The following is a 25,071-nucleotide window of genomic DNA, read 5'->3' on the forward strand; positions in this document are numbered from 1 at the left end:
CCGCATAGGGGGCTTTCATGTCATACCGTTCCATATCTCTTGAGAAAGAGAATCAGATTGCACGGCTGACATTGAACCAGCCCGAACGGTTGAATGCGTTATCCGCCGATTTATTGGCCGAACTTGCAACGGCTTTGGACGATCTTTCTTCTCACAGCCAGGCAACGCGCTGTTTGATTGTCACAGGGGCGGGGCGTGCCTTTTCCTCTGGCGCCGATCTAAGCGAAAAACCAACAAGCGGATCAGGGCTGCCCGATCTGTCGATCAGCTTACGGGAACGTTATAACCCTGTTGTGAAAAAGCTGATGGCCCTTCCCATCCCGGTGATTGCGGCGGTCAATGGCCCGGCTGCAGGGGCAGGCATGAGCCTTGCCCTTTGTGCGGATTTTGTTCTCGCTGCCCGGTCTGCCTATTTTTTGCAAGCCTTTGTGAATATCGGCCTTGCCCCCGATGCCGGAGCCAGTTGGATTTTGCCGCGCCTTATCGGCCCTGCCCGCGCCCGCCGTTTGATGATGCTGGGGGAGAAATTGCCCGCCACCACAGCAGAAAACTGGGGCCTGATCCACAAGGCCGTTGAGGACGATCAACTTATGGACGAGGTGAATATTCTGGCGCAAGGCTTGGCCACGGGCCCGACCATCGCCTATGGTGGTATTCGGGCGCTTGTACGGGCCTCGCTTGAAAACGGGCTGGATGATCAATTGGAACTGGAAGCCGAAACGCAAAAACGTTTGGGCTTTACACAGGATTTCATGGAAGGCGTCCGCGCTTTTCTCACCAAAAGCGCGGCCACATTTACCGGAAAATAACACCCACAGGATTGTCTTGCGGCCCTTAACGGCGGTTATTGCGTTCCGTTAGGCGTTGCTTTTTGGTTTTCCGCCCGTCCACATAAGGATTTTTGGACGCGCGCAGATACAAGCGCAAAGGCACCCCGGCCAATGAGAAATCGCGCCGCATTTCATTTTCCAGATACCGCATATAGCTATCGGGAACGCCCCGCGGATGGTTCGTAAAAATGGTAAAGGTGGGCGGACGGGATTTGATCTGCGCCCCATAACGCATGCGCGTTGCCCGGCCCTGCACAGCAGGCGGCGGATGTGCTTCCGTTACAGCGGAAAGCCAGCGATTGAATTCTGCGGTGCGGATGCGCGAATTCCATAATTCATAAGCGGCCAGAACAGACGGCATGATGCGGTCCGTACCTTGGCCGGTAAGGGCGGAAATAGGCACCGTGGTCACGCCCTTCAATTGCGGCAAAGACCGGGTAAGCACGTCATTTACAGCCCGTTGGGCGCTTAGGCGATCGTCTACGGTGTCCCACTTGTTAAGGGCGATCACCAAAGCCCGGCCTTCATTGACCACCAAAGACGCGATCTTGATATCCTGCTTATCAACACCGCGATCGGCATCCACCATCAGCACCACGACTTCGGCAAAGCGCACCGCCCGCAATGTATCGGCAACGGACAGCTTTTCCAGCTTTTCCTGCACACGGGCGCGGCGGCGCAATCCGGCCGTGTCAAACAAGCGCACGGGAATATCGTCATAATCCCAATCAACGGAAATGGAATCCCGCGTCAGGCCCGCTTCCGGCCCGGTGATCAGCCGCTCTTCACCCACCAGATGGTTGATAAGCGTGGATTTCCCCGCATTGGGCCGTCCCACCACGGCCAAGCGCAATGGCCGGTCGTCGGTAAATTCCGGCTCTTCTTCAGGGTCTTCAAAGTCGTAATCCAGATCGCCTTCTTGCGGTCCATCCAGAGTCTCGTCTTCGTCGGGCTTTTCTTCTTCGATCTCGGCGCGAGGGTCCACGCCCAAGATGCGCGCCGTTTCCGTAATGGATTCGTATAGATCGCCCAAGCCTTCCGCATGTTCCGCAGACAAGGCCACCGGATCGCCAAAACCCAGCGAATAGGCTTCATAGGCGCCTTCCATCCCGCGCGTGCCTTCCGCCTTGTTGGCAACCAGCACCACCGGAATTTTTTGCACTCGCAGCCAACTGGCAAAATGCCGGTCCATAGGGGTAATGCCAGAACGGGCATCCACCATGAACAGCACCATCGTTGCCCCATTCAGGGCGGATTCCGTTTGCAACCGCATGCGTCCGGCAAGGCTTTCAGAATCGCCTTCCTCAAGACCAGCCGTATCAACAATATGGAAGGTAAGATCCGCCAGACGGCCAATACCTGCACGGCGATCCCGCGTAACACCGGGGGTATCGTCCACAAGGGCAAGGCGTCTGCCCACCAAGCGATTGAACAGAGTCGACTTCCCCACATTGGGTCGCCCAATGATGGCTATCGTAAGAGCATGTTTCGACACGCCTTTTTCCTATCAGCGATATGCGACGAGGTCCGCACCCTCGGTCAGAAAATACACGGTACCATCGGCGACCACCGGCGATGCCAGTGCGCCATCAGGCAGTTTCTCTGCCCCAAGAAAATCGCCCGTATAAGGCGATATGGACAAGACATAGCCATGGGACGAGGCAATGATCAAACGGTCGCCAGCCAGCACGGGGCCAGTCCATGACAAAGGGGTATCCCGGTCTTCAGGGTCTTCAAAGCGTTGCAACCGTGTAACCCAACGCACCCGGCCATCAGCGGCGGAGATTGCTGCGATTTCCGCATCGACACTGAGTACATAAAGATAATCGCCGCCAATCCAAGGGGTATGGACGGACGGTACATTGCTTTCCCACACCCGCTCGCCACTGCGCATATCAATGGCCACCATACGGCCCGCATGCCCCACAGCATAAACCCGATTGCGCGAAATCACCGGATTGCCGTCGATATCGGCCAAGGTAGCAAGGGGTGTCAACCGGCGGGTGCGCGACAATGTATCTTGCCAGGCCAAGCGCCCATTTTCGACGCGCATAGCCATCAATTCACCCGAAGACATCGCAGCGACCACCGTATCCCCCGCCACAGCAGGCGAAGCCGCGCCCAAAAGCCCGGCATCTTCCGGTAATCCCGATTGGGTCCAGATCAGGCTGCCATCTTTTGTATTGAGCGCCAAAAGCTGATTGTCTTGGGTCAGAGAAAAAATCCGCCCCTCGGAAATGCTTGGTGCACCCCGCAAAGGCACAATGCCATCATGCCGCCAAATCTCGCGCCCCGTATCCGTATCCAGTGCCGAAAGAAAACCATAGCCCGTGGCCACATATAAAACGCCATCCTGCACGGCCAAACCACCGCCGAAGGCCAGCGCCTTTTTCTCTTTTTTCCGTTCCAGCCGCACCTGCCAGCGCTTGCGCCCTGTGTCTGCATCGATGGCAGACACCAAGCCCCGCGTATCAATGGTAAACACGGTGCCATTTTCAACCACCGGCTCCATATCAAGCCGTGTGAGGATATCGGACCCACGTCCTATGCTGGTACGCCACGCCCGTTTCAAGGTGGGAGCGATTTCCAGATGCTGCGCCGTATTGGCCGCTGTTCCGCCCGATTGCGGCCAGTTTTTATTCCGGTAAGGACGCGGCAAGATCACCCGAACATCGGCAATGGCCGGATCGGCCGCCAGTTCTTGTTCGAATGTCAAAACGGCAATGCGTTCGCGATTATCGGCATTATAGCCACCGCCCACATCAGGCTCGCTGATATCTTCACCACTGGAACATCCAGCCAGAACAGCCGCCGCCATCGCCGGGACGGCAAGCAGAAATCTCCGCCGCATGCTCACTGTGCTGCGCTCCCGCTTTCAGTCTCACCTACGCTGTTATCGGCATCCGCACCGGGGGATTCCGCATCAAACAGCGCCAACATATCGCGTGCCCGCGCCACCAAAGCCGCGGGGGCCGCAGGGTCTTCGACCAAGGCATCGAAACGGCTGCGTGCTTCCTCGATATCACCATGTGCGGTATAGATTGCCGCCAAAAGCTCGGTGGCGCTGTAATAAAGCGGCTCACTGGGAAGCGCGAGCCCCTGCAATTGGGCAATGGCCCCATCCGCATCGCCGGCTTTTACTTTGGCCGAGGCCGCCAGATAACCGGCAAAGGCTTTGACGCGGCTGTCACCGGCCTTTGCAACCACCCGGTCATAGGCTGCTGCTGCAGCGGCAGCATCGCCGTCTTCCAATAGTGTCGCCCCTTGGCGCAAACCAGCCAAAAGGCCATAACCGCCATCCAGATCTTTCGCCAATTGCGCATAAAGACTGGCCGCCGCCTCAGGCGTTTCACCTGCGGCTGCGTCTTGTGCCGCGGCATAACGGTCCGACAGATCATTCAGCGAAGATTCGCGCATATCGGTCCATATTTGCCAGCCAATGGCGGCCAGCAACACAACCACCGTAGCGGAAACGAAGGAAACCCCATGCCGACGCCACAGCGCCAACATCTGGTCGCGGCGCACGTCTTCATCGACTTCACGAAAAATGCTATCGGATTCTTCAGCCACGATTGTCGTCACTCCTTCAGATTGCTGACGGTCTATCCTGCATGTCTTATCTGCATGGCGCTAACACATAGCACCCCATATCGCCAGCGCAAAAGGCAATCCATCACATTCACAGCGATGGCACGCCGGTTATCTTTATTTTTTCGGACGCCGCATTTTATACGTCTCGTCAGTTGATGGAAACCGTCGCGCCCGTACATCTTCGGCATAACGCGCCACCGCATCCGATATGGTGGGGCCAAGGCTTGCATAATGCTTTACAAAACGCGGCGCCCAATCGAACAGCCCCAGCATATCTTCGGTAACAAGGATCTGGCCATCACAGGCCGCCGAGGCCCCGATGCCGATCACCACATTGTTCACGCTTTCGGTAATTTTGGCCGCCAAGGGTTCCGCCACTCCTTCCACCACAGTGGCAAAGGCACCGGCCGCTTCAATGGCTTTGGCATCCTCGATAATCGGTTCCCACGCATCTTCATCGCGGCCCTGGGCGGCATAGCCCCCGATCACATGCACCGATTGCGGACGAAGCCCCACATGGCCGATCACCGGAATACCGCGTTCCACTAAAAAGCGCACGGTTTCCGCCATTTCCTTGCCGCCTTCCAGTTTCACCGCCTGCGCACCGGTTTCGCTCAACATTCTGGCCGCATTGGTGAAGGCCACCTGCTTTGATGCTTCAAAGCTGCCAAAGGGCATATCCAGCGCCACCAAAGCCCGCTTTGATCCACGCACCACGGCCCGGCCATGATTGATGATCATGTCGATGGTTACGCCCAAGGTGGAGTCCATGCCGTAAAGCGCCATGCCCATGCTGTCGCCCACCAGCAAAAGCTCGCAATGGGGGTCCAGAAGCCGCGCCATCGGGGCCGTATAGGCCGTCAGCGTCACCAAAGGCTCTCCGGCCTGTTTACGCTTGATCAAGTTCGGCACCGTCAAACGCTTTATGGGCGCGGATGCTGTTGTCTCCGAGGGTGGTTGAACGCTCATGATAAATCCTTTCCACGCCCTGAAACGATCATTCCCACCAAACAGTATTTGGCGTGTAAGGCATTATTTTAATTATTAAAAAAACACTTTGAAACATCTTTGAAATTCGTAATTCCAAGTGGCAGCAAGATATCACGCCTTATCTCGCTGATTCTAATGGGAAATCACCGATGATTACGAAGACATTTCATTTGTTCTTGCGCATCTTCGGGCATTTAAATCATGCGTTCGATTGCTATGACTCTCACAGATTCATGCCACCACAAGTCTCTAACGCCTCGCCAAACCTTGGCCCGAATCCTCGCCCCTGCCAGCCGGGGTCTTCGCCAGCGGCAATCTTCGCGCTTACTTCTCGCTCCCAACCACCTTCCGGCAGCTTATTCCAAATACACGCACATAGTTCGGCTACCTGAGAGTCACTCGGACGGGACTCCAATCCAAGTGTAAATTCCGGCAACGGTTCGCTGCACTTGAATACTTGCGGCTCCAATTTCGCCTCTTCTGTTCTAGGCTCATCTACGCTTTGATCATTCGAATTGCCGCAGCCGACTAACACAAAGAGTGCAACACACATCATCAACCAAATTTTCATCAAGCATCCTTTCTTCATAGGCAGATTTAGAGGCTTCATGAATTTTAAGTTTGAAACTGGTTTGAACCAACAGAAATTTTCCACTTCGTTGAGCCAGCATCTACCCGCTGCCCCACCCCTCATCTACTCATCTACTCATTTACCATGTCCAACTCCGCAATCAAGCCCGTCGTTGATTCCTGTTTGACGAATCGGGTATCACAAACGTCCGAATATGCTTCGCGTATTTCACCCTTTCGATACTTCCAAAGATGAGAGGCTTTCAATTCCAGAAACTCGACGCGCCGGACAAGTTGTGCAAACTCCGCGTAGTCATCTGACTGCATCATCGCTACTTCATCGTGCAAAATTTTTGAGTTCCTCAAAGATAGAAGGTTTTGCCAGCCTTGCAGGATCAAGTAGACGCGCCACAGCAAGCCTGATGATCGTTGAGGGGGCTGTCCCCATTGAATTCGCAAGTGCTTTCATCGCGTAATACATTTCTTCGTCGGTTCGCGCAGATAGCGTCTTCACCGCTACTACTGGAATTTCGATAAGCATATGCCGCTACCTCTCATACTTTTTTTGAGCCGAACTAGCACGGCATTAGTGCGCCCACCTTTCTTAAGTTTGCTCTTTAGTTGGGCGTAATCATCAATACTCAGATCGGCGCAGTCTTAGGCTCTGTTGACAAAAGAAGGCATCCATAGTTTTGCGTCGGCGAGGGAGAGGAAGGCCAAGAAAGAGGCTTTCGTCTTTTCATATCTGGTTGCGATGCGGCGGAACTGTTTGAGTTTATTGAACATACGTTCGATAAGGTTGCGGTGTTTGTAGGCCGCCCTGTTGTGCGGCACCGGCTCCCTTCGATTGGCCTTTGACGGGATCACCGGCAGGATGCCATGGATCAGCAGGCTCTGCCGGATATGGTCGCTGTCATAGCCTTTGTCAGCCAGGAACATTCTTGGTTTTGATGGTGCAATCTCGATGAGCGGCTCAAAGGCGGTATAGTCCGAGCTTCGCCACCAGTCAGGTGAAAGCAGAGAGGGCGTCCCTGATGGTCACAGAGGGCGTGGATTTTGCTCGTAAAGCCGCCGCGTGATCGACCAAAAGCCTCCTTATGAGTCCCCCTTTTGCGCCGGCAGCCTGCGAATGGCCCCGGACGCTGGTGCTGTCGATCATGTGGCACCAGTCGTCGGTGAGGCCCAAGTCGACCAGCGTTTCCAGAAGTGCGTCCCAGACGCCCTGTTCGGCCCAGCGCCGGAAGCGCACATAGGCCGAGTTCCATTTGCCATAGCGTTCATGCATATCCCGCCACGGGCAACCGACCCGCAGCACGTAGAGCATGCCATTGAGGAAGCGCCGGTTATCGCCTGCGGGCCGCGCCCACCGACCCCGTTCAGGCGGCAGCAAAGACCCGATCACCGACCATTCCGCATCCGACAAATCGCCACGCACCAAAACTTCCTCCTAAAAAGAAGCCTTGAATCATACCAGAGGCTGTTTGGGAACCCCTTTTGTCAACATGACCTAATTGAGCGTTTTACTTGGTTTAGTGGTTTTGGTTTTGCTGACATTGTCATTTCCCCATTTGCTGTTCATCGAATGTCCTCTATCGGAGCGAGTAACTGCCTCGCATCTCTATTTAGCGTTCTTTACACGCCAGCGCGGACGCGACGAATGCAGGTTCGCGGACAAGACTTGAGCCAAACAGAGCATATATCTGAATCAGGCGAGTCAATCTGGCTACAAATTCAACAATTTTGAAACTAGTTTGAAACTAACTAAACTATTTTTATCTGTTTATATACAAAAAGTTATCCAATTCTTGACCGAATAATTTATTCCCACTCGATGGTGCCGGGCGGTTTCGAGGTCACATCATAAACCACCCGATTGATGCCGCGCACTTCATTGATGATGCGCGTCGCCACCCGTGACAGGAAGCCATGATCGAAGGGATAGCTGTCTGCCGTCATGCCATCAACGGACGTCACAGCCCGCAGCGCCAACACATGGTCATAGGTGCGGGCATCGCCCATCACGCCCACGGTTTTTACGGGCAAAAGCACGGCGAACGCCTGCCAGATACTGTCATAAAGCCCGGCATTGCGGATTTCTTCCAGATAAATGGCATCGGCCTTGCGCAAGATATCCGCCGCTTCGGTAGAGACGGCCCCCGGAATACGGATGGCCAGCCCCGGCCCCGGAAAAGGATGCCGATCCACAAAGGCATCCGGCAAGCCCAGTTCGCGGCCCAGATTGCGCACTTCGTCCTTGAACAATTCGCGCAAAGGTTCCACCAGCTTCAGGTTCATCTTTTCGGGCAGCCCGCCCACATTATGATGCGATTTGATGGTCACCGATGGGCCGCCGGAAAATGACACGCTCTCGATCACATCGGGATAAAGCGTGCCTTGCGCCAAAAATTGCGCATCACCGATTTTACCCGCTTCCTCCTGAAACACATCAATGAACAAGCCGCCGATGATCTTGCGCTTTTGTTCGGGATCTGTGACGCCGGCCAATTTTCCCATGAACAGCTCGCTGGCATCGCGGTGGATCAGCGGAATATTATAATGGCCACGGAACAGCTCGACCACCTGTTGCGCCTCATTCATGCGCAACAGCCCGGTATCAACGAACACGCAGGTCAACTGGTCGCCAATGGCTTCATGCAGCAAGACCGCCACCACCGAGCTATCCACCCCGCCCGACAGACCGCAAATCACCTTACCGTCGCCCACCTGCGCGCGAATCTCGGCGATTTTGGCATCCCTGAACGCCGCCATCGACCAATCGGCCTGACAGCCGCAAACATCATGAACAAAATTACGGATCAATTGCGCGCCATGGGGCGTGTGCACCACTTCGGGATGGAACTGCACGCCGTAAAAGCCGCGTTCATCATCGGCTATGGCGGCAAAGGGCGCCCCTTCCGATGTAGCCACCACAGAGAAATTGTCCGGCAATGCCTCGACCCGGTCGCCATGGCTCATCCAGACCTGCTCGCGGGAGCCGGCTTGCCACATGCCTTCAAACAATCGGCAATCGGCGACCAAATCAATGAAGGCGCGGCCAAATTCCTGATGGTCAGACGGCTGAACCGCCCCACCAAGCTGCTGGACCATGGTTTGCTGGCCATAACAAATGCCAAGCACCGGCACACCCATATCAAACACCCGATCGGGAGCGCGTGGCGCATCTTCCCATGTGACGGACGCCGGACCACCGGACAGGATAATGCCCTTCGGATCAAACTGGTCGAGGATGTCTTGGGCCGCATTGAACGGCACGATTTCGCAGTACACACCGGCCTCACGCACACGCCGCGCAATGAGTTGGGTGACCTGACTGCCAAAGTCGAGAATGAGGATATGATCTGACATGACGCGCTTTTAGCTTTGCTGAAAGGCTCTGTCTATCATCGAACGCACCAAAAGCGGCCTGCGAGAGCCTGTTTAAGGCCCAATCGTCAACTTTTTCCTTGATCGGCGGGGCTGTCTTCGGGGTTTTCCGCCTCGAACGCAGCAATGGCTGCTCGAACCTCGTCCACCTCCTCACAGCCCTCCGTCCCGCAAAGGCGCTTCAAAAGGTCCAGATTTTGCCGGGCTTTCACAAGACCGAAATCCGCAAGATAGGCCAGTGATTCGGCCGCCAAAGCCGCACGATTATCCGGCTCGATGGTCAGAACGCGCCGATAATAGGCAATCCCGGCACTGCGGTCGCCCAAGGCTTCATGGGCGCGGCCAATGGCCACAAGGGCTGCAAGATTGTTCGGGTCCGCCACCAATGCCGTTTCAAATTTGGTCAGCGCGGTTTTATAGTCCGCAGCCGCCATCGCCGCCTGCCCTTCCATCATCAGATGCTGCGAAGCAGATCGATAGGTCGGGGCTGTGCTTGATAGGCAAAGGACGATGCCGGTGCGGCCATCAAGGCCGCGCTGCTCAAAACCAGAATGGAACCCAGAGTGCGGATTTCTTTCAAGGACATAAACATCATCACGCCGTTCCATATGAAGGACAGGGTTTCGCTGCAGGATTTATGTGTGATTGCAATGTCAGGATGCAAGACATCACGCCACGAAAATCCCTTCGCATTTTATCGACCGTCCACCCCATAGCCACCCTTATGATTAGTCTGGCACTTTTTGCAGCAAGGCGAGGAAAAACCCGTCGGTGCCATGCTGCAGGGGGGTCATTTGCAGCATTTCCGGAGCACTGGACACGCTTTCCGGCAAATGTACCAAGCCAAGATCTTCCAGCTTGCGATGATAATCCGCCAACTCCCAGTCTTCGGATTCAGACAAGGCATGGTCGATCACATTCTCGTTCTCTTCTTGAAGGATCGAGCATGTCATATAAGCAATCCGCCCGTTCGGCCCCGCCAGCGTCATGGCTTCACGCAGCAAAGCCCGCTGGATCGCAACGGCTTCGGCCAAAGCGTCTTCATCCAGCCGCCAACGCAATTCGGGATTGCGCCGCCATGTACCACTGCCCGAACAAGGCGCATCCACAATCACCAGATCCATTTGGCCAAGGAAGCGGTAAAGCTGATCGGCGCGCTTGTCCTCACCGGAGGTCAGACGATGAATTTGCAAATTGGTCTGACGCGCCCGGTCGGTGCGTATCTTCAATTCATCCAGCCGGCGCTTGTCCGTATCAAGGGCATAGATCTGGCCGGAATTATTCATCTGTGCACCCAGAGCCAGCGTTTTACCGCCAGCGCCCGCACATAATTCCAGCACTTGCGCTTTCGGAGCCGCACCACATAGCTGCACCGCAATCTGCGAGGCTTCGTCCTGCACCTCGACCAACCCTTTTGAAAAAAGCTCCAAGCCTTTAATCTGGCTATTTTTTTCCAACCGGATACCAACAGGGCTATAAGGAGTAGGCTCGGCTTTGATGCCCGCATCGGCAAGGGCCGCCAAGGCATCCTCGCGGGAGGTCTTGAGCGTATTGACACGCAAATCGGTGGGCGCCCGCCCAGACAGCGCATCAATTTGCGCCGTAACATCATCGCCATAGCGGGCTTCCAACCGGTCTGACAGCCATTGCGGCACATTCAACCGTGCCGCCAAGGGCGGGTTTTCCAAGCCCACGGCCCGATCAAACCGGCTGATGGCATCATCGCTGGGCGCTTCGGGCGCATAGGTGCCTTCAAACAGATCTGCCGCCAAAGGCCCATCCATACGCAGATGCATCAAGGCCAGCATAAGCGGCGTGATAGGCAATCCCGCCGACATCAAACGCCAGCCATACTCACCGCGGCGGCGAAGCACGCCATAAACAAGATCGATAATTGCCGCACGATCTTTCGATCCGGCATAGCGGCGTTTTTGAAAATAGCGTTTGATCAACACATCGGCGGCCGCCCCGCGATGGGCCAACGCATCATCGATCTGTCCGAGAATTTCAACCGCCGCAGCAAGGCGTGCAGAAGGGGTCATGAACGCCTCTTTCTTTCAAAAATAAAATGGCCGGCGCAAAAGACTGGTGATCGCCCGATCACGCCGAAGACTCGATCAATTTGACGGGTAATTTGGCGATTCCCGTGTAATGGCCACATCATGCACATGGCTTTCACGCAAGCCGGAATTGGTAATGCGTATGAAGCTGGCCCGTTCATGCATATCAGGAATGGTGCGCGCCCCGGAATAGCCCATACCGGCCCGCAGCCCACCCACAAGCTGATGCAGGACATTCTTCACCGGGCCCTTGAATGGTACCTGTCCTTCCACGCCTTCGGGAACCAGCTTCAGGGCATCTTTGATATCTTCCTGGAAATAACGGTCTGCCGAGCCCCGTGCCATGGCCCCAACCGAACCCATACCCCGATAGGCTTTATAGGCACGGCCCTGATACAAAAATTCATCGCCCGGTGCTTCTTGCGTACCCGCCAGTAACGAGCCGACCATGCAGGCATTGGCCCCGGCGGCAATGGCTTTGGAAATATCCCCCGATGTGCGTAAACCGCCATCGGCGATCACCGGAATATTTTTCTTCCGGGCCGCATCCACCACATCCATGATGGCGGTCAATTGCGGAACGCCCACACCGGCCACCACGCGGGTGGTGCAGATAGACCCCGGCCCGATTCCCACCTTGATGGCGTCCGCCCCGGCATCGATCAGCGCATTGGCGGCATCGGCGGTGGCCACATTGCCCGCCAGAAGCTGCACGGAATTGCTTTCGCGTTTGATGCGCGACACCGCTTCGATCACCCGGGCCGAATGGCCATGGGCGGTATCCAGAACCACCAGATCACATTCGGCATCAATCAAGGCCAATGAACGTTCAAAGCCGGCATCACCCACGGTTGTGGCCGCAGCCACCCGCAGACGCCCGATTTCATCCTTGGCCGCATGGGGATAAGCAACGGCCTTTTCCATATCCCTGACCGTGATCAGACCCGTGCAGCGGAATTCTTCATCAACGACCAACAGTTTTTCGATGCGGTGCTGATGGAACAAACGCTTGGCTTCCGAACTGGATACGCCCGCATGAACCGTCACCAGCTTCACGGGTCATCAATTCCGACACCGGTTGCTGGGGATTGCTGGCAAAGCGCACATCGCGGTTGGTAACGATCCCCACCAATTTTCCCGGTCCGGCTCTTTCGCAGCGTTCCACCACGGGAATGCCGGAGATTTTATGCCGCGCCATCAGATCAAGGGCATCGGCCAGCGTTTCATCGGGGTGCATGGTAACGGGATTGACCACCATGCCAGCCTCGAACTTTTTCACCTGCCGCACCATCTGCGCCTGTTCATCAACGGAATTGTTCCGGTGCAGAACGCCAATGCCGCCTATCTGCGCCATAGCGATGGCCAGATCGGTTTCCGTAACCGTATCCATGGCCGCCGACATCAGAGGCATATTCAGCCGGATCGCATTCGTGACATAGGTGCCCACATCCACCTGTGCGGGCATCACATCGGATTCGCCGGGCACCAACAGGACATCATCAAATGTAAGACCCAGACGAATATCCATGATTGCCGACACTCCTATTAACCGATCCGAAAGAAAAGATTGGGGCCTATATGACATTGTAGCCTGCCCTGTCCAATGGATTTCTTGGACGCCGCCAAACTATGGGGCGGATTGATCGTTTAAAGCCTGCGATTTTCCGGTAAAGCCGCTGGCAATCACATACCATTCCACCGACTCAGGGCGGCTGGCAGGAGGTTTGGCATGGCGAACAGAGGAAAAATGCAGCTTCATCCGTCGCAACAGATCGTCATCGGTACCGCCGCGCAGCACTTTGGCGACAAATGTTCCGCCCGGCTCCAAAACATCCATGGCGAAATCCAGCGCGGCCTCACATAATCCCATGGTCCGGATATGGTCGGTTTGCTTATGCCCCGTGGTGGGGGCAGCCATATCCGACAGAACAATATCCGCAGGGCCGCCCAACAGAGCCTTCAATTCATCGGGGGCCTGGGGCGCCAAAAAATCCATTTCGATCAGATCCGCCCCGGAAATCGGATCCATGGGCAGAATATCGATACCGACGATCTTGTTGTCTTTTTGTCCCGAGCGGGTAAACTGCTCCACAAGGACTTGTGTCCAGCCACCGGGCGCGGCCCCCAGATCCACCACCCGACGGGCGCCCTTCAAAAGCTGGAACTTTTCATCCAGCTCCAGCAATTTGAACGCTGCGCGAGAGCGATAGCCCTGCCTGCGGGCTTCTTCCACATAAGGATCATTCAGCTGACGTTGAAGCCAACGGGTCGAGGACAATTTGCGCCCACGCGCCGTGCGCACCCGCACTTTCAACCCGCTGCGCCCCCGCGTTCCTCTTTTTTCCGGCGGTCGCGCCATCTTATCGTTCCCTGTTATGTCCGATATCAAACGCCACGCCTTCATTCATCAGACCGCGTAGCACACCTTCGCGAATCCCGCGATCGGCCACCCGAATTCGGGTGAAGGGCCATTGTGTTAAAATAGCATCCAGAATGGCACATCCGGCCACCACATAATCCACCCGATCCTCCCCGATACAGGCTGGGCCAAGCGTTCCTCATATGGCATCAGCGCCACCGCCCGCGCAAGAGCATGAACGGACCCCGCCCGAAGCCAAGCCCCGTCAACCCGATTGCGATCATAGTGTTTCAAGCCCAATTGCACACTGGCAAGCGTTGTGATGGTGCCCGATGTTCCTAAAAGCTGGACCTTGCCGCGTTTTACATAGCCAACAAGTTTTCCCAGTTCCTCGAAGTCCGCCAGATGTTTGGCAATCAGTGCGACCATTTCTTTATAAATGTCAGCGCTCAGTGATTGGCAATCAAAGCGCTCGGCAATGGTCGTCACACCAAAAGGCACAGATGTCCAGGCAAGGATAGAAAACTGGCCGCCCCCGCGCTTTTCAATAAAAATAAGCTCGGTGCTGCCACCACCAATATCGAACACCAAGGCATGGCTGTAACGTTGATCCATCAGCGATTGACAGCCTACAACAGCCAGACGCGCTTCTTCTGCCGGGGAAATCACATCCAGATTCAGGCCGGTTTCACGCTTCACCCGCGCCACGAAATCAGAACAGTTGGCTGCCGCCCGACAGGCTTCTGTTGCAACCGAGCGCATGCAGGTCACTTTCCTGTTCTTGATTTTCTGGGCACATATTTTCAGTGCATTAACAGCGCGATCCATGGCCGCATCGGACAAACGGCCCGACATTTCGAGCCCCTCCCCCAAACGGACGATACGGGAAAAGGCATCAATAACACGGAAGCCATTTCGGGTCGGTTTTGCCACCAGCAAGCGGCAATTATTGGTGCCCAAATCGATCGCGCTATAAACGGCGCGGCCACCATAAACGGGCCCGGCCCTTCGGGGCCTTGCCTCATCGACCGAAACAGGCCGTGCAAGGCTTTTATCCTCAATAACTGACATAACGACTGATACTCATCACAAGCGAGGATCAAAAACCCCGCAACTTGCTTAAAGCTTTAACACCTTTTCCAAAGGCGGTTCCAGTCTCAAACTGCGTTCCCTTAAAGAAGCGTTCCCCTTTCCCGCCAAGCCGGCAATCGACACAGAGTTTTCCAACAGCCCTTGACAGACAGCCCAACCGCCCCCTATAAGCCGCGCCGATCCAACCATTGCCCCGTCGTCTAATGGTAGGACAGCGGATTCTGATTCCGTCAGTGGGGGTTCGAGTCCTCCCGGGGCATCCATTCTTTTAAAAATCGATCAGGAACGGACGATAAGAGCCATTGCATATGGCCCGAAAATCGTCCCCTTGCCTTTGGCTTCTGGATCATCCTCCCTGTTAAAATCTGAAAATCATGCTGAAAGCCTGTGCTTTTCTAGGGGTTTTTCAGAATTCCCCATTTTGTTCTTATTTTGTTCTTGATTGATGGTGTGCTTATAGATATAAGAACATATCAAGAACGGAGGGCGCTATGGAGATGTTTGCACATATCGGCGGATTATTTTTTTTCGGCTTGTTGGGGATTTGGGCCTGGGTGGGGCTGGAAGACATGCTTCAAAGTCTGGCAGCCTACCGGAAATCCATTGCGCCCTCTGTGGCGCCCCTTCGCCCACGCAAAGCGGTGTGCTGCACAAAGGCAAAATATGCTCCATACCGCATCGCGTAAAAACGCTGTGATATGGGCGGATAGAACGGCTCCTTTGATGGCCATTTGATCAAGGACCAAAGCCTGTTGCGCAAGGATCAAAAAGGGCGAGCTTTTTTCAGGATAGCAAGGCGGTTAAAGCCCCTCTCCCCTGAATAAGGAAAGTTGGCAAAACGCCCCTTGCTGGCGCAGGTTTTCGCAGGCTTCCCTGGCCGGAGAAATATCCGCAAACGGCCCGGCAATCAGGCGCAGAAACTGCCCGCCCGCCTGATCCAAACGCAAAGGGTCAAGGCGCGGCGATAAATGTTCCAGCACCGCCGGATATTGGCCTTTCAGCACCTCCCACCCTTCTTTGGCCGCGGCGGGATTTTGGTAAGACGCAAGATGAATGGCATAGGATTGGCCCGGTCCGGCTTCAAGCTCATAGCCTTCTTGCGCGGCTTTCACTCCCTCGACGCGATTCACAAGATCTCGCGCAGCAGCAGCCTCTTTCACCGCGCCAACCGTTGCCGTCTCGATCATATCCAAACGGCGCATGATGGTGGCAACAGCCCTATCCGTTTCATTCAACTGCGCCATCAGGCGATCCACCTTATCGGACAAGCCCCTTACATCCTGCTGTATGGCCGCAATATCGGCCGCCGGATCCCCACCGACACCGCCCAGCTTTCCGGTAATATCCACAAGCGCATCATCAATCGCTTTCAACTGCCGGGCTTGTTGGTCCACCCGATAGGTCAAAGAGGATGCAAGCTCTGTATCAGCAGCGCTTTCTGGTTCTACTGGCGCCGATGGATGATAAAGCCCGATGGGAGCAGGCCCGGTTTGGGGAGCCGAGGCGCAAGCCGACAGGCCACATAGCAACGACACAGCCAAACAGAATGGTGAAGCAGGCATCAAACCGCGGATCAAATAGAAGTGACGCATCATCCAAAAGCCTCGAAGCAGCATAAACAACAACCCTATCAGCCGCTTCTTTCCGCTTCGTAAAGAAAGGCGCAAGGGGCAAAGAGAAAAACACATTCAGGAAGACGCGCTCTTTGCAATTCCATTGCAGTGCGGCACGGGAATGACTATATCATGCCGATAGTATCTTATTAATGCTGGCTATCGGGAAGAATAATCATGGATGTACGCACACTCTGTCTTGGAATTCTCGCTTTGGGTGATGCAAGCGGCTATGAAATCAAAAAGATGGTCGCTGAAGGAAGTTTCAGCTTCTTTAGCGAAGCCAGCTATGGCTCCATCTATCCGGCTTTGACAAAATTGACCGATGAAGCTTTGTCACCTGCCGGGCCATGTCGCAAAACAAACGGCCCGACAAAAAGGTTTACAGCCTGACGGAAAAAGGCCAGCGCGCCTTGACAGATCAATTGCGCAAAGCCCCCGGCCCTGATAAAAACCGCTCCGAATTTCTGGCCGCGCTTTTGTTTGCCGAAGCCGTTTCCCCCGACCGGGTAAGTGATCTGGTCAATGAACGTATCGAGGACCATGATACACGCATCCGGTCTTTAGAGGCCTTGCTAGCGGATGATATGTCGCCGGCCTCGCGCTTTGTTTTGGAATATGGCGTCGCAATGCAAAAGGCCGCTTTGACTTATTTACGGGACCATCAGGACGACCTTCTTGCCCAGGTCACCAATCCTGGCGAGGCGGCCGAGTAACTTCTGTCACGGCACCAAACTGGGGATGTCGACATCATCTTCAAATATGCTCAATCGTCTGATTGGCTTTGATAAAAACGATATCTATCAGGATCGACCACCCTATGAAAAAGTCCTTTCTTCTTGCCGCTTTGATTACGATTGTGCTTGTGATCTGGGTCCTGTCTGGCGTGCTTTTTAAAGCGCCGGAAACCGAAACAAACGAGCAAAAAGCCCAAACGCCCGCGCAAACCGCATTTTCTGTTCGGGCCCAAAAAAGCTCTGCCACCGAATTTCAACGGGATCTGGAAATAAGAGGCCGCACCGAAGCCATTCGCTCGGTGGAACTTCAGGCGGAAATCACCGGCCGTGTGGTGGAAACGCCGGTGGAAAAAGGCCAACGTGTGGAAAGTGGCACCATTATTTGCCGCCTTTCAACTGAAGACAGAAAAGCCAATCTGGCGCAGGCCAAGGCTCTCCGCGATCAACGAAAACTGGAATATGATGCAGCCCTTGAACTGGTAGAAAAAGGCCATCGCTCTGCCACGCAGCTTGCACAATCCAAAGCGGAATTCGAAGCGGCCCAAGCGCAACTCAGCCAAATGCAGATCGCCTTGGACAATACGGAAATCCGTGCACCTTTTGCCGGTCTGGTCGATGACAGACCCGCAGAAATTGGCGATTATCTGCAGCAAGGCGGCGTCTGCGCGCGCCTCATTGATGAAACGCCGTTCCTTATTGTGGGCGAAGTATCGGAGCGCGATGTGGGTGCCCTGTCTTTGGGAACCAAAGCACGGGTACAGATTGACGGCATTGAAGAACAGACCGGCATCATCCGTTATATTTCCGCCACGGCATCCGAGCGCACCCGCACCTTCCGGGTCGAGGTGGCCATCCCCAATGAAGACCGCTCCTTGCGCGATGGCATGACGGCAACCATTCATGTGCCTTTGGAAATTATCCGCGCCCATCCCCTGCCTCCGACCGCGCTGGTTCTGGATGCCGATGGACGTTTGGGCATTCGAGCCGCAGAGCAAGATGGGCTGGTGGTGTTTTATCCTGTGACCATCCTGAGCGATGCGGGGGACAAAATCTGGGTGGGTGGATTGCCCGATCAGATAGAGATCATCACCGTTGGGCAAGAATTTGTCACAGCCGGTCAAAAAGTCCGAACCGTATTACAGCCTCAGGCTTCCATACAGCCGGGGATAAGCCAATGAATTCGATCATCAAAAGCGCGGTCGATCACAAGCGGTTGATTTTATCGCTTTTGATGATGATCTTGCTGGCTGGCGGCTATGCCTATTACGCCATCCCGAAAGAAGACAATCCGGACGTTCAGTTCCCCTTCTTTTCTGTCAGCATCAGCCATGACGGCATCTCCCCAGAAGATGCCGAACGGATGATCATCAAGCCCATGGAACGTCAGCTTCAAACCATTGAAGGCGTCAAGGAAATGACGGCCAATGGCTTCGAGGGCGGGGCCAGCATTGTGCTGGAATTCCAGTCCGATGTGGATGCGGATCAGGCGCTTTTGGATGTGCGGGAAGCGGTGGATATGGCCAAGGCCGATTTGCCCAATGAAAGCGAAGAGCCGGTTGTCGCGGAATATTCCGCTGGCAAGCAACCCATCATAACGGTGGTGTTGTTTGGCGATGCGCCCGAACGCACCATGGTCCGCATTGCGGAAGCCCTGAAAGACCAGCTGGAAACCATTCCCAGCGTTTTGGAAGCCCAGGTCGGCGGCAAGCGTGAAGAGGTTCTGGAAGTGGTTGTCGATCCCACCCGGATCGAAACCTATGATGTGTCCTTGAACGAGCTTTTGACGGTGGTGCAAAACAACAACCGCCTGATCGCCGCTGGCGCCCTTGATGCGGGTGATGGCCGATTTTCCGTAAAAGTTCCCGGACTGTTTGAAGACGCCCGCGATGTGGCCAGCCTGCCGGTCAAGACATCCCGCGACGGGGTTGTCACCCTGGCCGACCTTGGCGAGGCGCGCCGCACCTTCAAGGATGCCACATCTCTGGCCCGCTTCAATGGCCGACCCGCCATCACCATCGAAGTGATCAAACGTGTGGGCACCAACACCGTTGAAACGGCGCAGGCCGCCAAAGCCATGACAGAATTCGCGGCCAAAAGCTGGCCCGGCAGCATGCAATACGAATTTTTGGGCGATACATCGGTTTATGTGACCGACTTCCTGAGCACTTTGCGCAATTCCGTTCTGTCTGCGGTGGCGCTGGTTTCCATCGTTGTTGTTGCAGCTCTTGGCTGGCGCTCGGCCACCCTTGTCAGCGTGTCCATACCCGGAGCCTTCCTCTTCGGGATTTTGGTGCTTTATGCCTTGGGCTACACCATCAATACCGTGGTATTGTTCGGCCTGATCCTGGCTGTGGGGCTGCTGGTGGACGGGGCCATTGTGGTAACGGAATATGCCGACCGGAAGATGCTGGAGGGTCACCACAGGAAAGAGGCCTTCCGATTGGCCGCCCAGCGCATGTCCTGGCCTATTATTGCCTCGACCGCCACCACGCTGGTTGCCTTTGCACCCTTGCTTTTCTGGCCAGGCATCATCGGCGATTTCATGAGCTATCTGCCGCTGACACTGATCTTCACCCTGATCGGGTCGCTGTTGATGGCCTTGATCTTTTTGCCCACTCTTGGCGCCTTGATCGGCAAACCCGGCCAGGCAGATCCCGACCTGATGGAACATCTGGCGGGGGATCAGACCTTCGATCCCAAGTCCCTGAGCGGCATCACCGGTTGGTACACGCGGCTTTTATCGGTTCTGATCCATCATCCCGGCAAGATCATGGCCCTGACCCTTGTGGCCCTGATCGGCGCATGGGGGCTGTTCATCACCGATAATAACGGACAGATCCTGTTTCCCGATGGCGAGCCCAACAGCGCCCGCGTGCTTGTCCATGCACGCGGCAATTTTTCCATCACGGAAATGAATATGCTGGTTTCCGATGTGGAAAGCCGCCTTCTGGATATTGAGGGGGTGGAAAACCGCTATACCCGCATCGGCGCGGGTTCAGGCGATGCGGAAGATACGATTGGCCGCGTGACCTTGCTGTTCAAGGATTGGGACGAACGCCGCCCGGCGACGGAAATTGAGCAAGATATCCGCGAACGGGTCGCCGATGTAGCCGGCGTAAAGGTGGAATTTTCCGAAGAGCAACAAGGGCCGGTGCAAGGAAAAGCCATCGAGATCGAGGTGGCCAGCGCCATCCCCAGCCTGATCATCCCCACGGTAGAGCGTATTCGCGAGTTCATCGACAATATGGACGGGCTGGTGGATCAAGAAGACAGCCGCCCCGTGGCCGGAATTGAATGGCGGTTAGAGGTGGATCGCGCCGAAGCAGGCCGCTTTGGCACCGATCTTACCACCGTTGGCAGTTTCATCCAGCTTGTCACCAATGGCGCATTGGTTGGACGCTATCGCCCCGATGAGGCCGATGACGAGGTGGATATACGGGTGCGTTTTCCGGTCGACCAACGCGGCATTCTCGCCCTTGATACCTTGCGTATTCCCACAGAGTTCGGCTCGGTGCCCATCGGAAATTTCGTGGAGCGCAAAGCCCGTCCCAAAACCGGCGATATTGAACGCATCGATGGACAACGGGTCATGACCCTTGCCAGCGATGTAGCGGAAGGCGTGCAGCCTGCGGCCAAGGTGATCGAGATCAAAAAATGGATTGCCGACCAGAATTTTGACCCGCGCGTCTCGATCCGTTTTGCGGGCCAGGATGAAGTGGAGAAAGAATCGGGCAGCTTTTTGCTCAATGCCTTCATTATTGCATTGTTCGGCATGGGGCTGATCTTGCTGGCGCAGTTCAACAGCTTTTATCAGGCGGGGCTGATCCTGACCGCCGTGCTGTTATCAACGGTGGGCGCAGTGTTCGGCCTGTGGCTGACAGACCGGCCCTTTGTGATCGTGATGACAGGGGTGGGGATCATCGCGCTGGCGGGGATTGTGGTGAACAACAATATCGTTCTGATCGATACTTATGCCCGTTTGGTAAAACAGGGCATCCCGTCTTTGGAAGCTGTGGTCCGCACCGGCGCCCAACGCCTGCGCCCGGTTTTGCTGACCACCATCACCACTGTGATCGGGCTGCTGCCCATGGTGTTCCAGTTCAATGTAGATTTCGTTTCCCGCGCGGTGGAAATCGGCTCCCCCACCAGCTTTATCTGGGTGGATCTGGCCTTGGCTATTGTGTTCGGGCTAAGCTTTGCCACCGTTCTGACATTGATTGTCACCCCGTCCATGCTGGCTTGGCGCATTATCCGCAAGGAAAAGAAAGCAGCCCGCAAAGCCAAAAAAGCGGGAATCGAAGGCAAAATCGTCAAAGAAATAAAGGATGTAACGCAAGCGGCGGAATAACCGCTTGCGCTTTTTTGTCAGTCCTGCGCGGCGTTACTATCGGCAATTTTGAACTTGCGGCGATAAACCCGCCAAGACAAAAGGATCGAAGCCAGATAGGCAATGGCAACAATGGCTATGGCGGCCCAGCGATAAACCGTGACAGATGCGGCAAACAAGGCAATCACAAACAGGCTGGGCACCATCGCTTCCCGGCGCACCCGCAATTGTTTCAATGAAAAGGTGGGCACCCGCGATACCACCAGCGTTGCAATGATCGCCACATATCCCACCAGAACGAACGATTTTTGAAACAGCGCCGATTCAAAAGCGAAATCCAGCAACATCGGCAACAAAACCAGCATGGCCCCCGCCGGCGCAGGCACGCCGGTGAAGAATCCCATGGCTTTATAAGGATCATCCGCCTCATCTATGGATGCGTTATAACGCGCCAGTCTCAGGGCCACAGACACCCCGAAGGCCAAAGCCACAATCCACCCAACGCGCCCCATATCGCCCAAGCCCCAAGCATAAAGCAAAAAGGCCGGGGCCATGCCGAATGCCACCACATCGGACAATGAATCAAGCTCTGCCCCGAACCGGCTGGTGCTTTTCAATAAACGCGCAATGGCCCCGTCCATGGCATCCAGAACCGCCGCTGCAACAACAAACACCACAGCCAGTTGAAACCGGCCTTCAATGGCAAAACGAATGGCGGTCATGCCCGAGCATAGCGCAAGGGTGGTAACCACATTGGCCGCCATCATGCGTGCCGTGAAAGTGCGGCGTCCATTGCCGCTGGAATTGCGGGAGGCGCGTTTGACCATCAGGAAGCGCGCCCCTGGATATTTTTATGGGACGGCGTGTCATCGGCGATCACCGTTTCACCACCGACCACCGTTTGGCCGACAGCGATCACCGGCTCCATGCCTTCAGGGCAGTACACATCCATGCGGCTGCCAAAGCGAATGATCCCAAAGCGCTCGCCAGCTTCCACCGTCTGGCCCACTTCCAAATTACATACAATGCGCCGGGCAATCAGGCCGGCAATCTGCACAAAAGCCACCGACCGGCCATCGGCCCGATCCAGCCGCACAAGCTGGCGTTCATTTTCATCGCTGGCCTTATCCAGAGTGGCATTGATGAATTTACCGGGAATATAGCTGAGTTTTGTAATGGTGCCATCGGATGGAACCCGGTTCACATGCACGTTCAGCACAGACAGGAAAATAGAGATTCGCGTGCGGGTGCTCTCGCCCATTTCCAATTCCGCAGGCGGCACAGCCTGTTCGATTTTCGACACCACACCATCGGCGGGGCTGACCAATACCGTATCCAGAAGGGGTGTCATCCGCACAGGATCGCGGAAGAAATAAACGATATAAAGGCCCAGAACGATCAATATCCAGCCCAGCACCTTGCTGATAAACACCATGGAAAGGGCGGCCAAAGCGAACGCGATCAAAACGAAGGGGACGCCCTCGCGGTGCACGCGATTAAAGGCAGAGCGAAACGGGTCCATGAAAGCGAGCCTTTCCAGTTTTTGTTCAGGGCATTACCCTGATGTATGACAGATTGCGCGGAATTTGACCAATTCCCATGCAAAGGTCAAATAGAGCCTGCACGAAAGAGACAGATCAGGGCATTTCAACTTTGGTTTGGTGCCTTTGGGCGTGCGAAAATAAGGCCGTTCCTCCCCGCCGCCTATCCTGCGCTTTCTTGCTGGCGCTGCCACATGGCGGCATAGGCCCCGCCTGCTTGCAACAATGTCTCATGGCGGCCCCGCTCGATGATTTTCCCTTCATCCAGTACCAAAATTTCATCGGCATTGACCACCGTGGACAACCGATGGGCAATCACCAGCGTTGTGCGATTGCGCGCCACACGTTCAATGGCATCCTGTATTTCCCGTTCGGTGCGGGTATCCAAGGCACTTGTCGCTTCATCCAGCAGCAAAATGGGCGGGTCTTTCAAAATGGTTCGGGCAATGGCCACCCGCTGCTTCTCCCCGCCCGACAATTTCAATCCGCGTTCCCCGACCCGTGTGTCATATCCATCGGGCAAGCGCGCGATAAAATCATCAATACGGGACAGCTTTGCCGCCTCATAAACCTCGTCTTCACGGGCATCAGGGCGTCCATAGCGAATATTATAGGCAATGCTGTCATTGAACAGAACGGTATCTTGGGGAACGATCCCGATGGCGGCACGCAGACTGGCTTGGGTCACATCCCGGATATCTTGCCCATCAATTTGCACATGGCCGGATTCAATATCGTAAAAACGGTACAATATCCGCGACAAGGTGGATTTCCCCGCACCACTGGGCCCCACAATGGCAACGGTTTTCCCCGCGGGAACCTCGAAGGATATATCGTGCAAAACCTGCCGACGCGCATCATAGCCAAAGCACACATTCTGAAAGGACAAGCGCGCGCCACCCACCACCAAGGCTTTGGCATCGGGCTTATCCGCCACTTCGCGGTCCGCATCCAAAAGCCCGAACAGATATTCCATATCAATCAGCGATTGTTTGATTTCGCGGTACACGAATCCCAACAGATTAAGCGGCACAAAAAGCTGAATCAGCAAGGCATTGGCCAGAACCACATCCCCCAATGTCAGGCGGTCGGCCAAAAAGCCTTGCGCTGTCATCACCATCACGCTGGCCAAAGCGGCATTGATGATCAACGCTTGCCCTGCATTCAAGGCCGACAAAGACGATTGGCTTTTGACCGCAGCATCCTGATACCGCGCCAACGCCTTATCATAGCGTGCGGCTTCATGGGCTTCATTGCCGAAATATTTTACCGTTTCAAAATTCAACAGGCTATCCACAGCCCGGCTATTGGCTTTGCTATCTTCCGCATTCATGGTGCGACGAAAGCGGGTGCGCCATTCGGTTATCATCACAGAAAACCCGATATAAGCGGCAACGGATATCAGCAAAACAACGGCAAACTGCCAGCCGAAATGAACATAAAAAACACCCGCAACAAACAGCAGTTCCAATATGGTTGGAACGATGTTGAAGGTCATGAACCGCAACAGGAAATCAATGGCACGGGTGCCGCGCTCTATGGCTCTGGAAAGCCCGCCGGTCTGGCGTTCCAGATGAAAGCGCAAGGACAGCGCATGCAGATGCCAGAATGTCTCCAATGCCACAGACCGCAAGGCATGTTGCGACGCTTTGGCAAAAATCGCATCGCGGATCTGCGCCAAAGCCACCGAGCCAAAACGGGCCACCCCATAAGCCACAAGCAACAAAAGAGGCAACGCCACGGCTTGCTGTGCAGGATTGGACAATCCGTCAATGGCTGCTTTGTAGAAAAACGGTGTGTAAACCGTCACCACCTTCGCGCCCACAAGCAACAGCAGCGATAAAGCAATACGCCAGCGAAGATCCGGGCGCCCTTTGGGCCAAAGATAGGGGCTTAACCGCTTGATCACCGGCCAATGGCCTGCCGAAGGGCTGTTTTGTAAGGGATCGTGTTTCAGGCCTTTCGGCATCAATTGCC

20 protein-coding genes, 1 tRNA gene and 2 pseudogenes are annotated in these 25,071 nt (G+C 55.3%); 5 read left to right on the plus strand and 18 right to left on the minus strand.

Annotated elements, in window-relative coordinates:
* The first annotated feature begins 17 nt into the window (after window positions 1-17).
* On the plus strand, window positions 18-809 hold the full coding sequence (locus tag JCM17844_RS02425) for an enoyl-CoA hydratase-related protein (protein WP_149999473.1): 792 nt from the start codon (window positions 18-20) through the stop codon (window positions 807-809).
* A 25-nt stretch (window positions 810-834) separates the two neighbouring features.
* Here the strand turns inward: JCM17844_RS02425 and der are convergent, their stop codons facing one another.
* From der to JCM17844_RS02490, 14 genes and pseudogenes are all read right to left on the minus strand, one after another.
* Window positions 835-2,325: a ribosome biogenesis GTPase Der gene (der, locus tag JCM17844_RS02430; protein WP_149999474.1), complete on the minus strand. Its 1,491-nt coding sequence runs from the start codon at window positions 2,323-2,325 to the stop codon at window positions 835-837.
* Between the two features lie 12 nt (window positions 2,326-2,337).
* Window positions 2,338-3,681, minus strand: a complete 1,344-nt coding sequence (locus JCM17844_RS02435; protein ID WP_149999475.1) for an outer membrane protein assembly factor BamB family protein — start codon at window positions 3,679-3,681, stop codon at window positions 2,338-2,340.
* 2 nt (window positions 3,682-3,683) lie between these two features.
* Complete coding sequence (locus JCM17844_RS02440; RefSeq protein WP_149999476.1) at window positions 3,684-4,400, minus strand: tetratricopeptide repeat protein; 717 nt, start codon at window positions 4,398-4,400, stop codon at window positions 3,684-3,686.
* 135 nt (window positions 4,401-4,535) lie between these two features.
* Window positions 4,536-5,390, minus strand: a complete 855-nt coding sequence (gene panB / locus JCM17844_RS02445; RefSeq protein ID WP_149999477.1) for a 3-methyl-2-oxobutanoate hydroxymethyltransferase — start codon at window positions 5,388-5,390, stop codon at window positions 4,536-4,538.
* Window positions 5,391-5,634: 244 nt separating this feature from the next.
* Complete coding sequence (locus JCM17844_RS02450; RefSeq protein WP_149999478.1) at window positions 5,635-5,982, minus strand: hypothetical protein; 348 nt, start codon at window positions 5,980-5,982, stop codon at window positions 5,635-5,637.
* A gap of 336 nt (window positions 5,983-6,318) precedes the next feature.
* Window positions 6,319-6,522: a hypothetical protein gene (locus JCM17844_RS02455; RefSeq protein WP_149999479.1), complete on the minus strand. Its 204-nt coding sequence runs from the start codon at window positions 6,520-6,522 to the stop codon at window positions 6,319-6,321.
* A 116-nt stretch (window positions 6,523-6,638) separates the two neighbouring features.
* Window positions 6,639-7,419: pseudogene (locus JCM17844_RS17455) on the minus strand (IS5 family transposase).
* 380 nt (window positions 7,420-7,799) lie between these two features.
* The gene (guaA, locus tag JCM17844_RS02465; protein ID WP_149999480.1) at window positions 7,800-9,347 is read right to left on the minus strand and encodes a glutamine-hydrolyzing GMP synthase; all 1,548 of its coding nucleotides are present in this window, start codon (window positions 9,345-9,347) and stop codon (window positions 7,800-7,802) included.
* Window positions 9,348-9,433: 86 nt separating this feature from the next.
* On the minus strand, window positions 9,434-9,820 hold the full coding sequence (locus JCM17844_RS02470; protein WP_149999481.1) for a tetratricopeptide repeat protein: 387 nt from the start codon (window positions 9,818-9,820) through the stop codon (window positions 9,434-9,436).
* Complete coding sequence (locus JCM17844_RS14150) at window positions 9,820-9,960, minus strand: hypothetical protein (RefSeq protein WP_210431205.1); 141 nt, start codon at window positions 9,958-9,960, stop codon at window positions 9,820-9,822. The genes JCM17844_RS02470 and JCM17844_RS14150 overlap by 1 nt, the downstream gene beginning before the upstream one ends.
* 133 nt (window positions 9,961-10,093) lie before the next feature.
* On the minus strand, window positions 10,094-11,407 hold the full coding sequence (locus tag JCM17844_RS02475) for an RsmB/NOP family class I SAM-dependent RNA methyltransferase (protein WP_149999482.1): 1,314 nt from the start codon (window positions 11,405-11,407) through the stop codon (window positions 10,094-10,096).
* Between the two features lie 75 nt (window positions 11,408-11,482).
* Window positions 11,483-12,953 (minus strand): annotated as a pseudogene (gene guaB, locus JCM17844_RS02480) (IMP dehydrogenase).
* Between the two features lie 99 nt (window positions 12,954-13,052).
* Window positions 13,053-13,784, minus strand: a complete 732-nt coding sequence (locus JCM17844_RS02485) for an RlmE family RNA methyltransferase (protein WP_149999483.1) — start codon at window positions 13,782-13,784, stop codon at window positions 13,053-13,055.
* Window positions 13,785-13,901: 117 nt separating this feature from the next.
* Complete coding sequence (locus JCM17844_RS02490) at window positions 13,902-14,855, minus strand: Ppx/GppA phosphatase family protein (RefSeq protein ID WP_210431207.1); 954 nt, start codon at window positions 14,853-14,855, stop codon at window positions 13,902-13,904.
* Window positions 14,856-15,065: 210 nt separating this feature from the next.
* On the opposite strand from JCM17844_RS02490, the gene JCM17844_RS02495 reads away from it, so the two are divergent.
* Window positions 15,066-15,139: transfer RNA gene (locus tag JCM17844_RS02495), tRNA-Gln, on the plus strand.
* 537 nt (window positions 15,140-15,676) lie between these two features.
* Here the strand turns inward: JCM17844_RS02495 and JCM17844_RS02500 are convergent.
* Window positions 15,677-16,471, minus strand: coding sequence for an SPOR domain-containing protein (locus JCM17844_RS02500; RefSeq protein WP_210431208.1), 795 nt, complete (start codon window positions 16,469-16,471; stop codon window positions 15,677-15,679).
* A gap of 368 nt (window positions 16,472-16,839) precedes the next feature.
* On the opposite strand from JCM17844_RS02500, the gene JCM17844_RS02510 reads away from it, so the two are divergent.
* From JCM17844_RS02510 to JCM17844_RS02520, 3 genes are all read left to right on the plus strand, one after another.
* Complete coding sequence (locus tag JCM17844_RS02510) at window positions 16,840-17,205, plus strand: PadR family transcriptional regulator (RefSeq protein WP_149999486.1); 366 nt, start codon at window positions 16,840-16,842, stop codon at window positions 17,203-17,205.
* A 104-nt stretch (window positions 17,206-17,309) separates the two neighbouring features.
* A complete protein-coding gene (locus JCM17844_RS02515; RefSeq protein WP_149999487.1) occupies window positions 17,310-18,404 on the plus strand; it encodes an efflux RND transporter periplasmic adaptor subunit in 1,095 nt (364 codons plus the stop codon).
* Complete coding sequence (locus JCM17844_RS02520; protein WP_149999488.1) at window positions 18,401-21,574, plus strand: efflux RND transporter permease subunit; 3,174 nt, start codon at window positions 18,401-18,403, stop codon at window positions 21,572-21,574. Before JCM17844_RS02515 ends, JCM17844_RS02520 begins: the two co-directional genes overlap by 4 nt.
* 17 nt (window positions 21,575-21,591) lie before the next feature.
* On the opposite strand, the gene pssA is transcribed toward JCM17844_RS02520, so the two are convergent.
* The 3 genes from pssA to JCM17844_RS02535 form a co-directional block, all read right to left on the minus strand.
* Entirely contained in the window at window positions 21,592-22,380 is a 789-nt protein-coding gene (pssA, locus tag JCM17844_RS02525; protein WP_149999489.1) for a CDP-diacylglycerol--serine O-phosphatidyltransferase, read from the minus strand.
* A complete protein-coding gene (locus JCM17844_RS02530; RefSeq protein WP_149999490.1) occupies window positions 22,380-23,075 on the minus strand; it encodes a phosphatidylserine decarboxylase in 696 nt (231 codons plus the stop codon). Before JCM17844_RS02530 ends, pssA begins: the two co-directional genes overlap by 1 nt.
* A 182-nt stretch (window positions 23,076-23,257) precedes the next feature.
* Window positions 23,258-25,063, minus strand: a complete 1,806-nt coding sequence (locus tag JCM17844_RS02535; RefSeq protein ID WP_149999491.1) for an ABCB family ABC transporter ATP-binding protein/permease — start codon at window positions 25,061-25,063, stop codon at window positions 23,258-23,260.
* Between the last annotated feature and the right edge of the window lie 8 nt (window positions 25,064-25,071).

The organism is Iodidimonas gelatinilytica (genome assembly GCF_008579125.1).
Classification (GTDB): Bacteria; Pseudomonadota; Alphaproteobacteria; order Sphingomonadales; family Rhodothalassiaceae; genus Iodidimonas; species Iodidimonas muriae.

Excerpts from the sequence above, each read along its gene's own strand:
- JCM17844_RS02425 (WP_149999473.1), top strand. The coding sequence starts at position 18 with ATGTCATACCGTTCCATATCTCTTGAGAAAGAGAATCAGATTGCACGG.
- JCM17844_RS02435 (WP_149999475.1), bottom strand. The coding sequence starts at position 3,681 with ATGCGGCGGAGATTTCTGCTTGCCGTCCCGGCGATGGCGGCGGCTGTT.
- panB (WP_149999477.1), bottom strand. The coding sequence starts at position 5,390 with ATGAGCGTTCAACCACCCTCGGAGACAACAGCATCCGCGCCCATAAAG.
- JCM17844_RS02450 (WP_149999478.1), bottom strand. The coding sequence starts at position 5,982 with ATGAAAATTTGGTTGATGATGTGTGTTGCACTCTTTGTGTTAGTCGGC.
- JCM17844_RS02455 (WP_149999479.1), bottom strand. The coding sequence starts at position 6,522 with ATGCTTATCGAAATTCCAGTAGTAGCGGTGAAGACGCTATCTGCGCGA.
- guaA (WP_149999480.1), bottom strand. The coding sequence starts at position 9,347 with ATGTCAGATCATATCCTCATTCTCGACTTTGGCAGTCAGGTCACCCAA.
- JCM17844_RS02470 (WP_149999481.1), bottom strand. The coding sequence starts at position 9,820 with ATGATGGAAGGGCAGGCGGCGATGGCGGCTGCGGACTATAAAACCGCG.
- JCM17844_RS14150 (WP_210431205.1), bottom strand. The coding sequence starts at position 9,960 with ATGATGTTTATGTCCTTGAAAGAAATCCGCACTCTGGGTTCCATTCTG.
- JCM17844_RS02475 (WP_149999482.1), bottom strand. The coding sequence starts at position 11,407 with ATGACCCCTTCTGCACGCCTTGCTGCGGCGGTTGAAATTCTCGGACAG.
- JCM17844_RS02485 (WP_149999483.1), bottom strand. The coding sequence starts at position 13,784 with ATGGCGCGACCGCCGGAAAAAAGAGGAACGCGGGGGCGCAGCGGGTTG.
- JCM17844_RS02490 (WP_210431207.1), bottom strand. The coding sequence starts at position 14,855 with ATGTCAGTTATTGAGGATAAAAGCCTTGCACGGCCTGTTTCGGTCGAT.
- JCM17844_RS02500 (WP_210431208.1), bottom strand. The coding sequence starts at position 16,471 with ATGATGCGTCACTTCTATTTGATCCGCGGTTTGATGCCTGCTTCACCA.
- JCM17844_RS02510 (WP_149999486.1), top strand. The coding sequence starts at position 16,840 with ATGTCGCAAAACAAACGGCCCGACAAAAAGGTTTACAGCCTGACGGAA.
- JCM17844_RS02515 (WP_149999487.1), top strand. The coding sequence starts at position 17,310 with ATGAAAAAGTCCTTTCTTCTTGCCGCTTTGATTACGATTGTGCTTGTG.
- JCM17844_RS02520 (WP_149999488.1), top strand. The coding sequence starts at position 18,401 with ATGAATTCGATCATCAAAAGCGCGGTCGATCACAAGCGGTTGATTTTA.
- pssA (WP_149999489.1), bottom strand. The coding sequence starts at position 22,380 with ATGGTCAAACGCGCCTCCCGCAATTCCAGCGGCAATGGACGCCGCACT.
- JCM17844_RS02530 (WP_149999490.1), bottom strand. The coding sequence starts at position 23,075 with ATGGACCCGTTTCGCTCTGCCTTTAATCGCGTGCACCGCGAGGGCGTC.
- JCM17844_RS02535 (WP_149999491.1), bottom strand. The coding sequence starts at position 25,063 with ATGCCGAAAGGCCTGAAACACGATCCCTTACAAAACAGCCCTTCGGCA.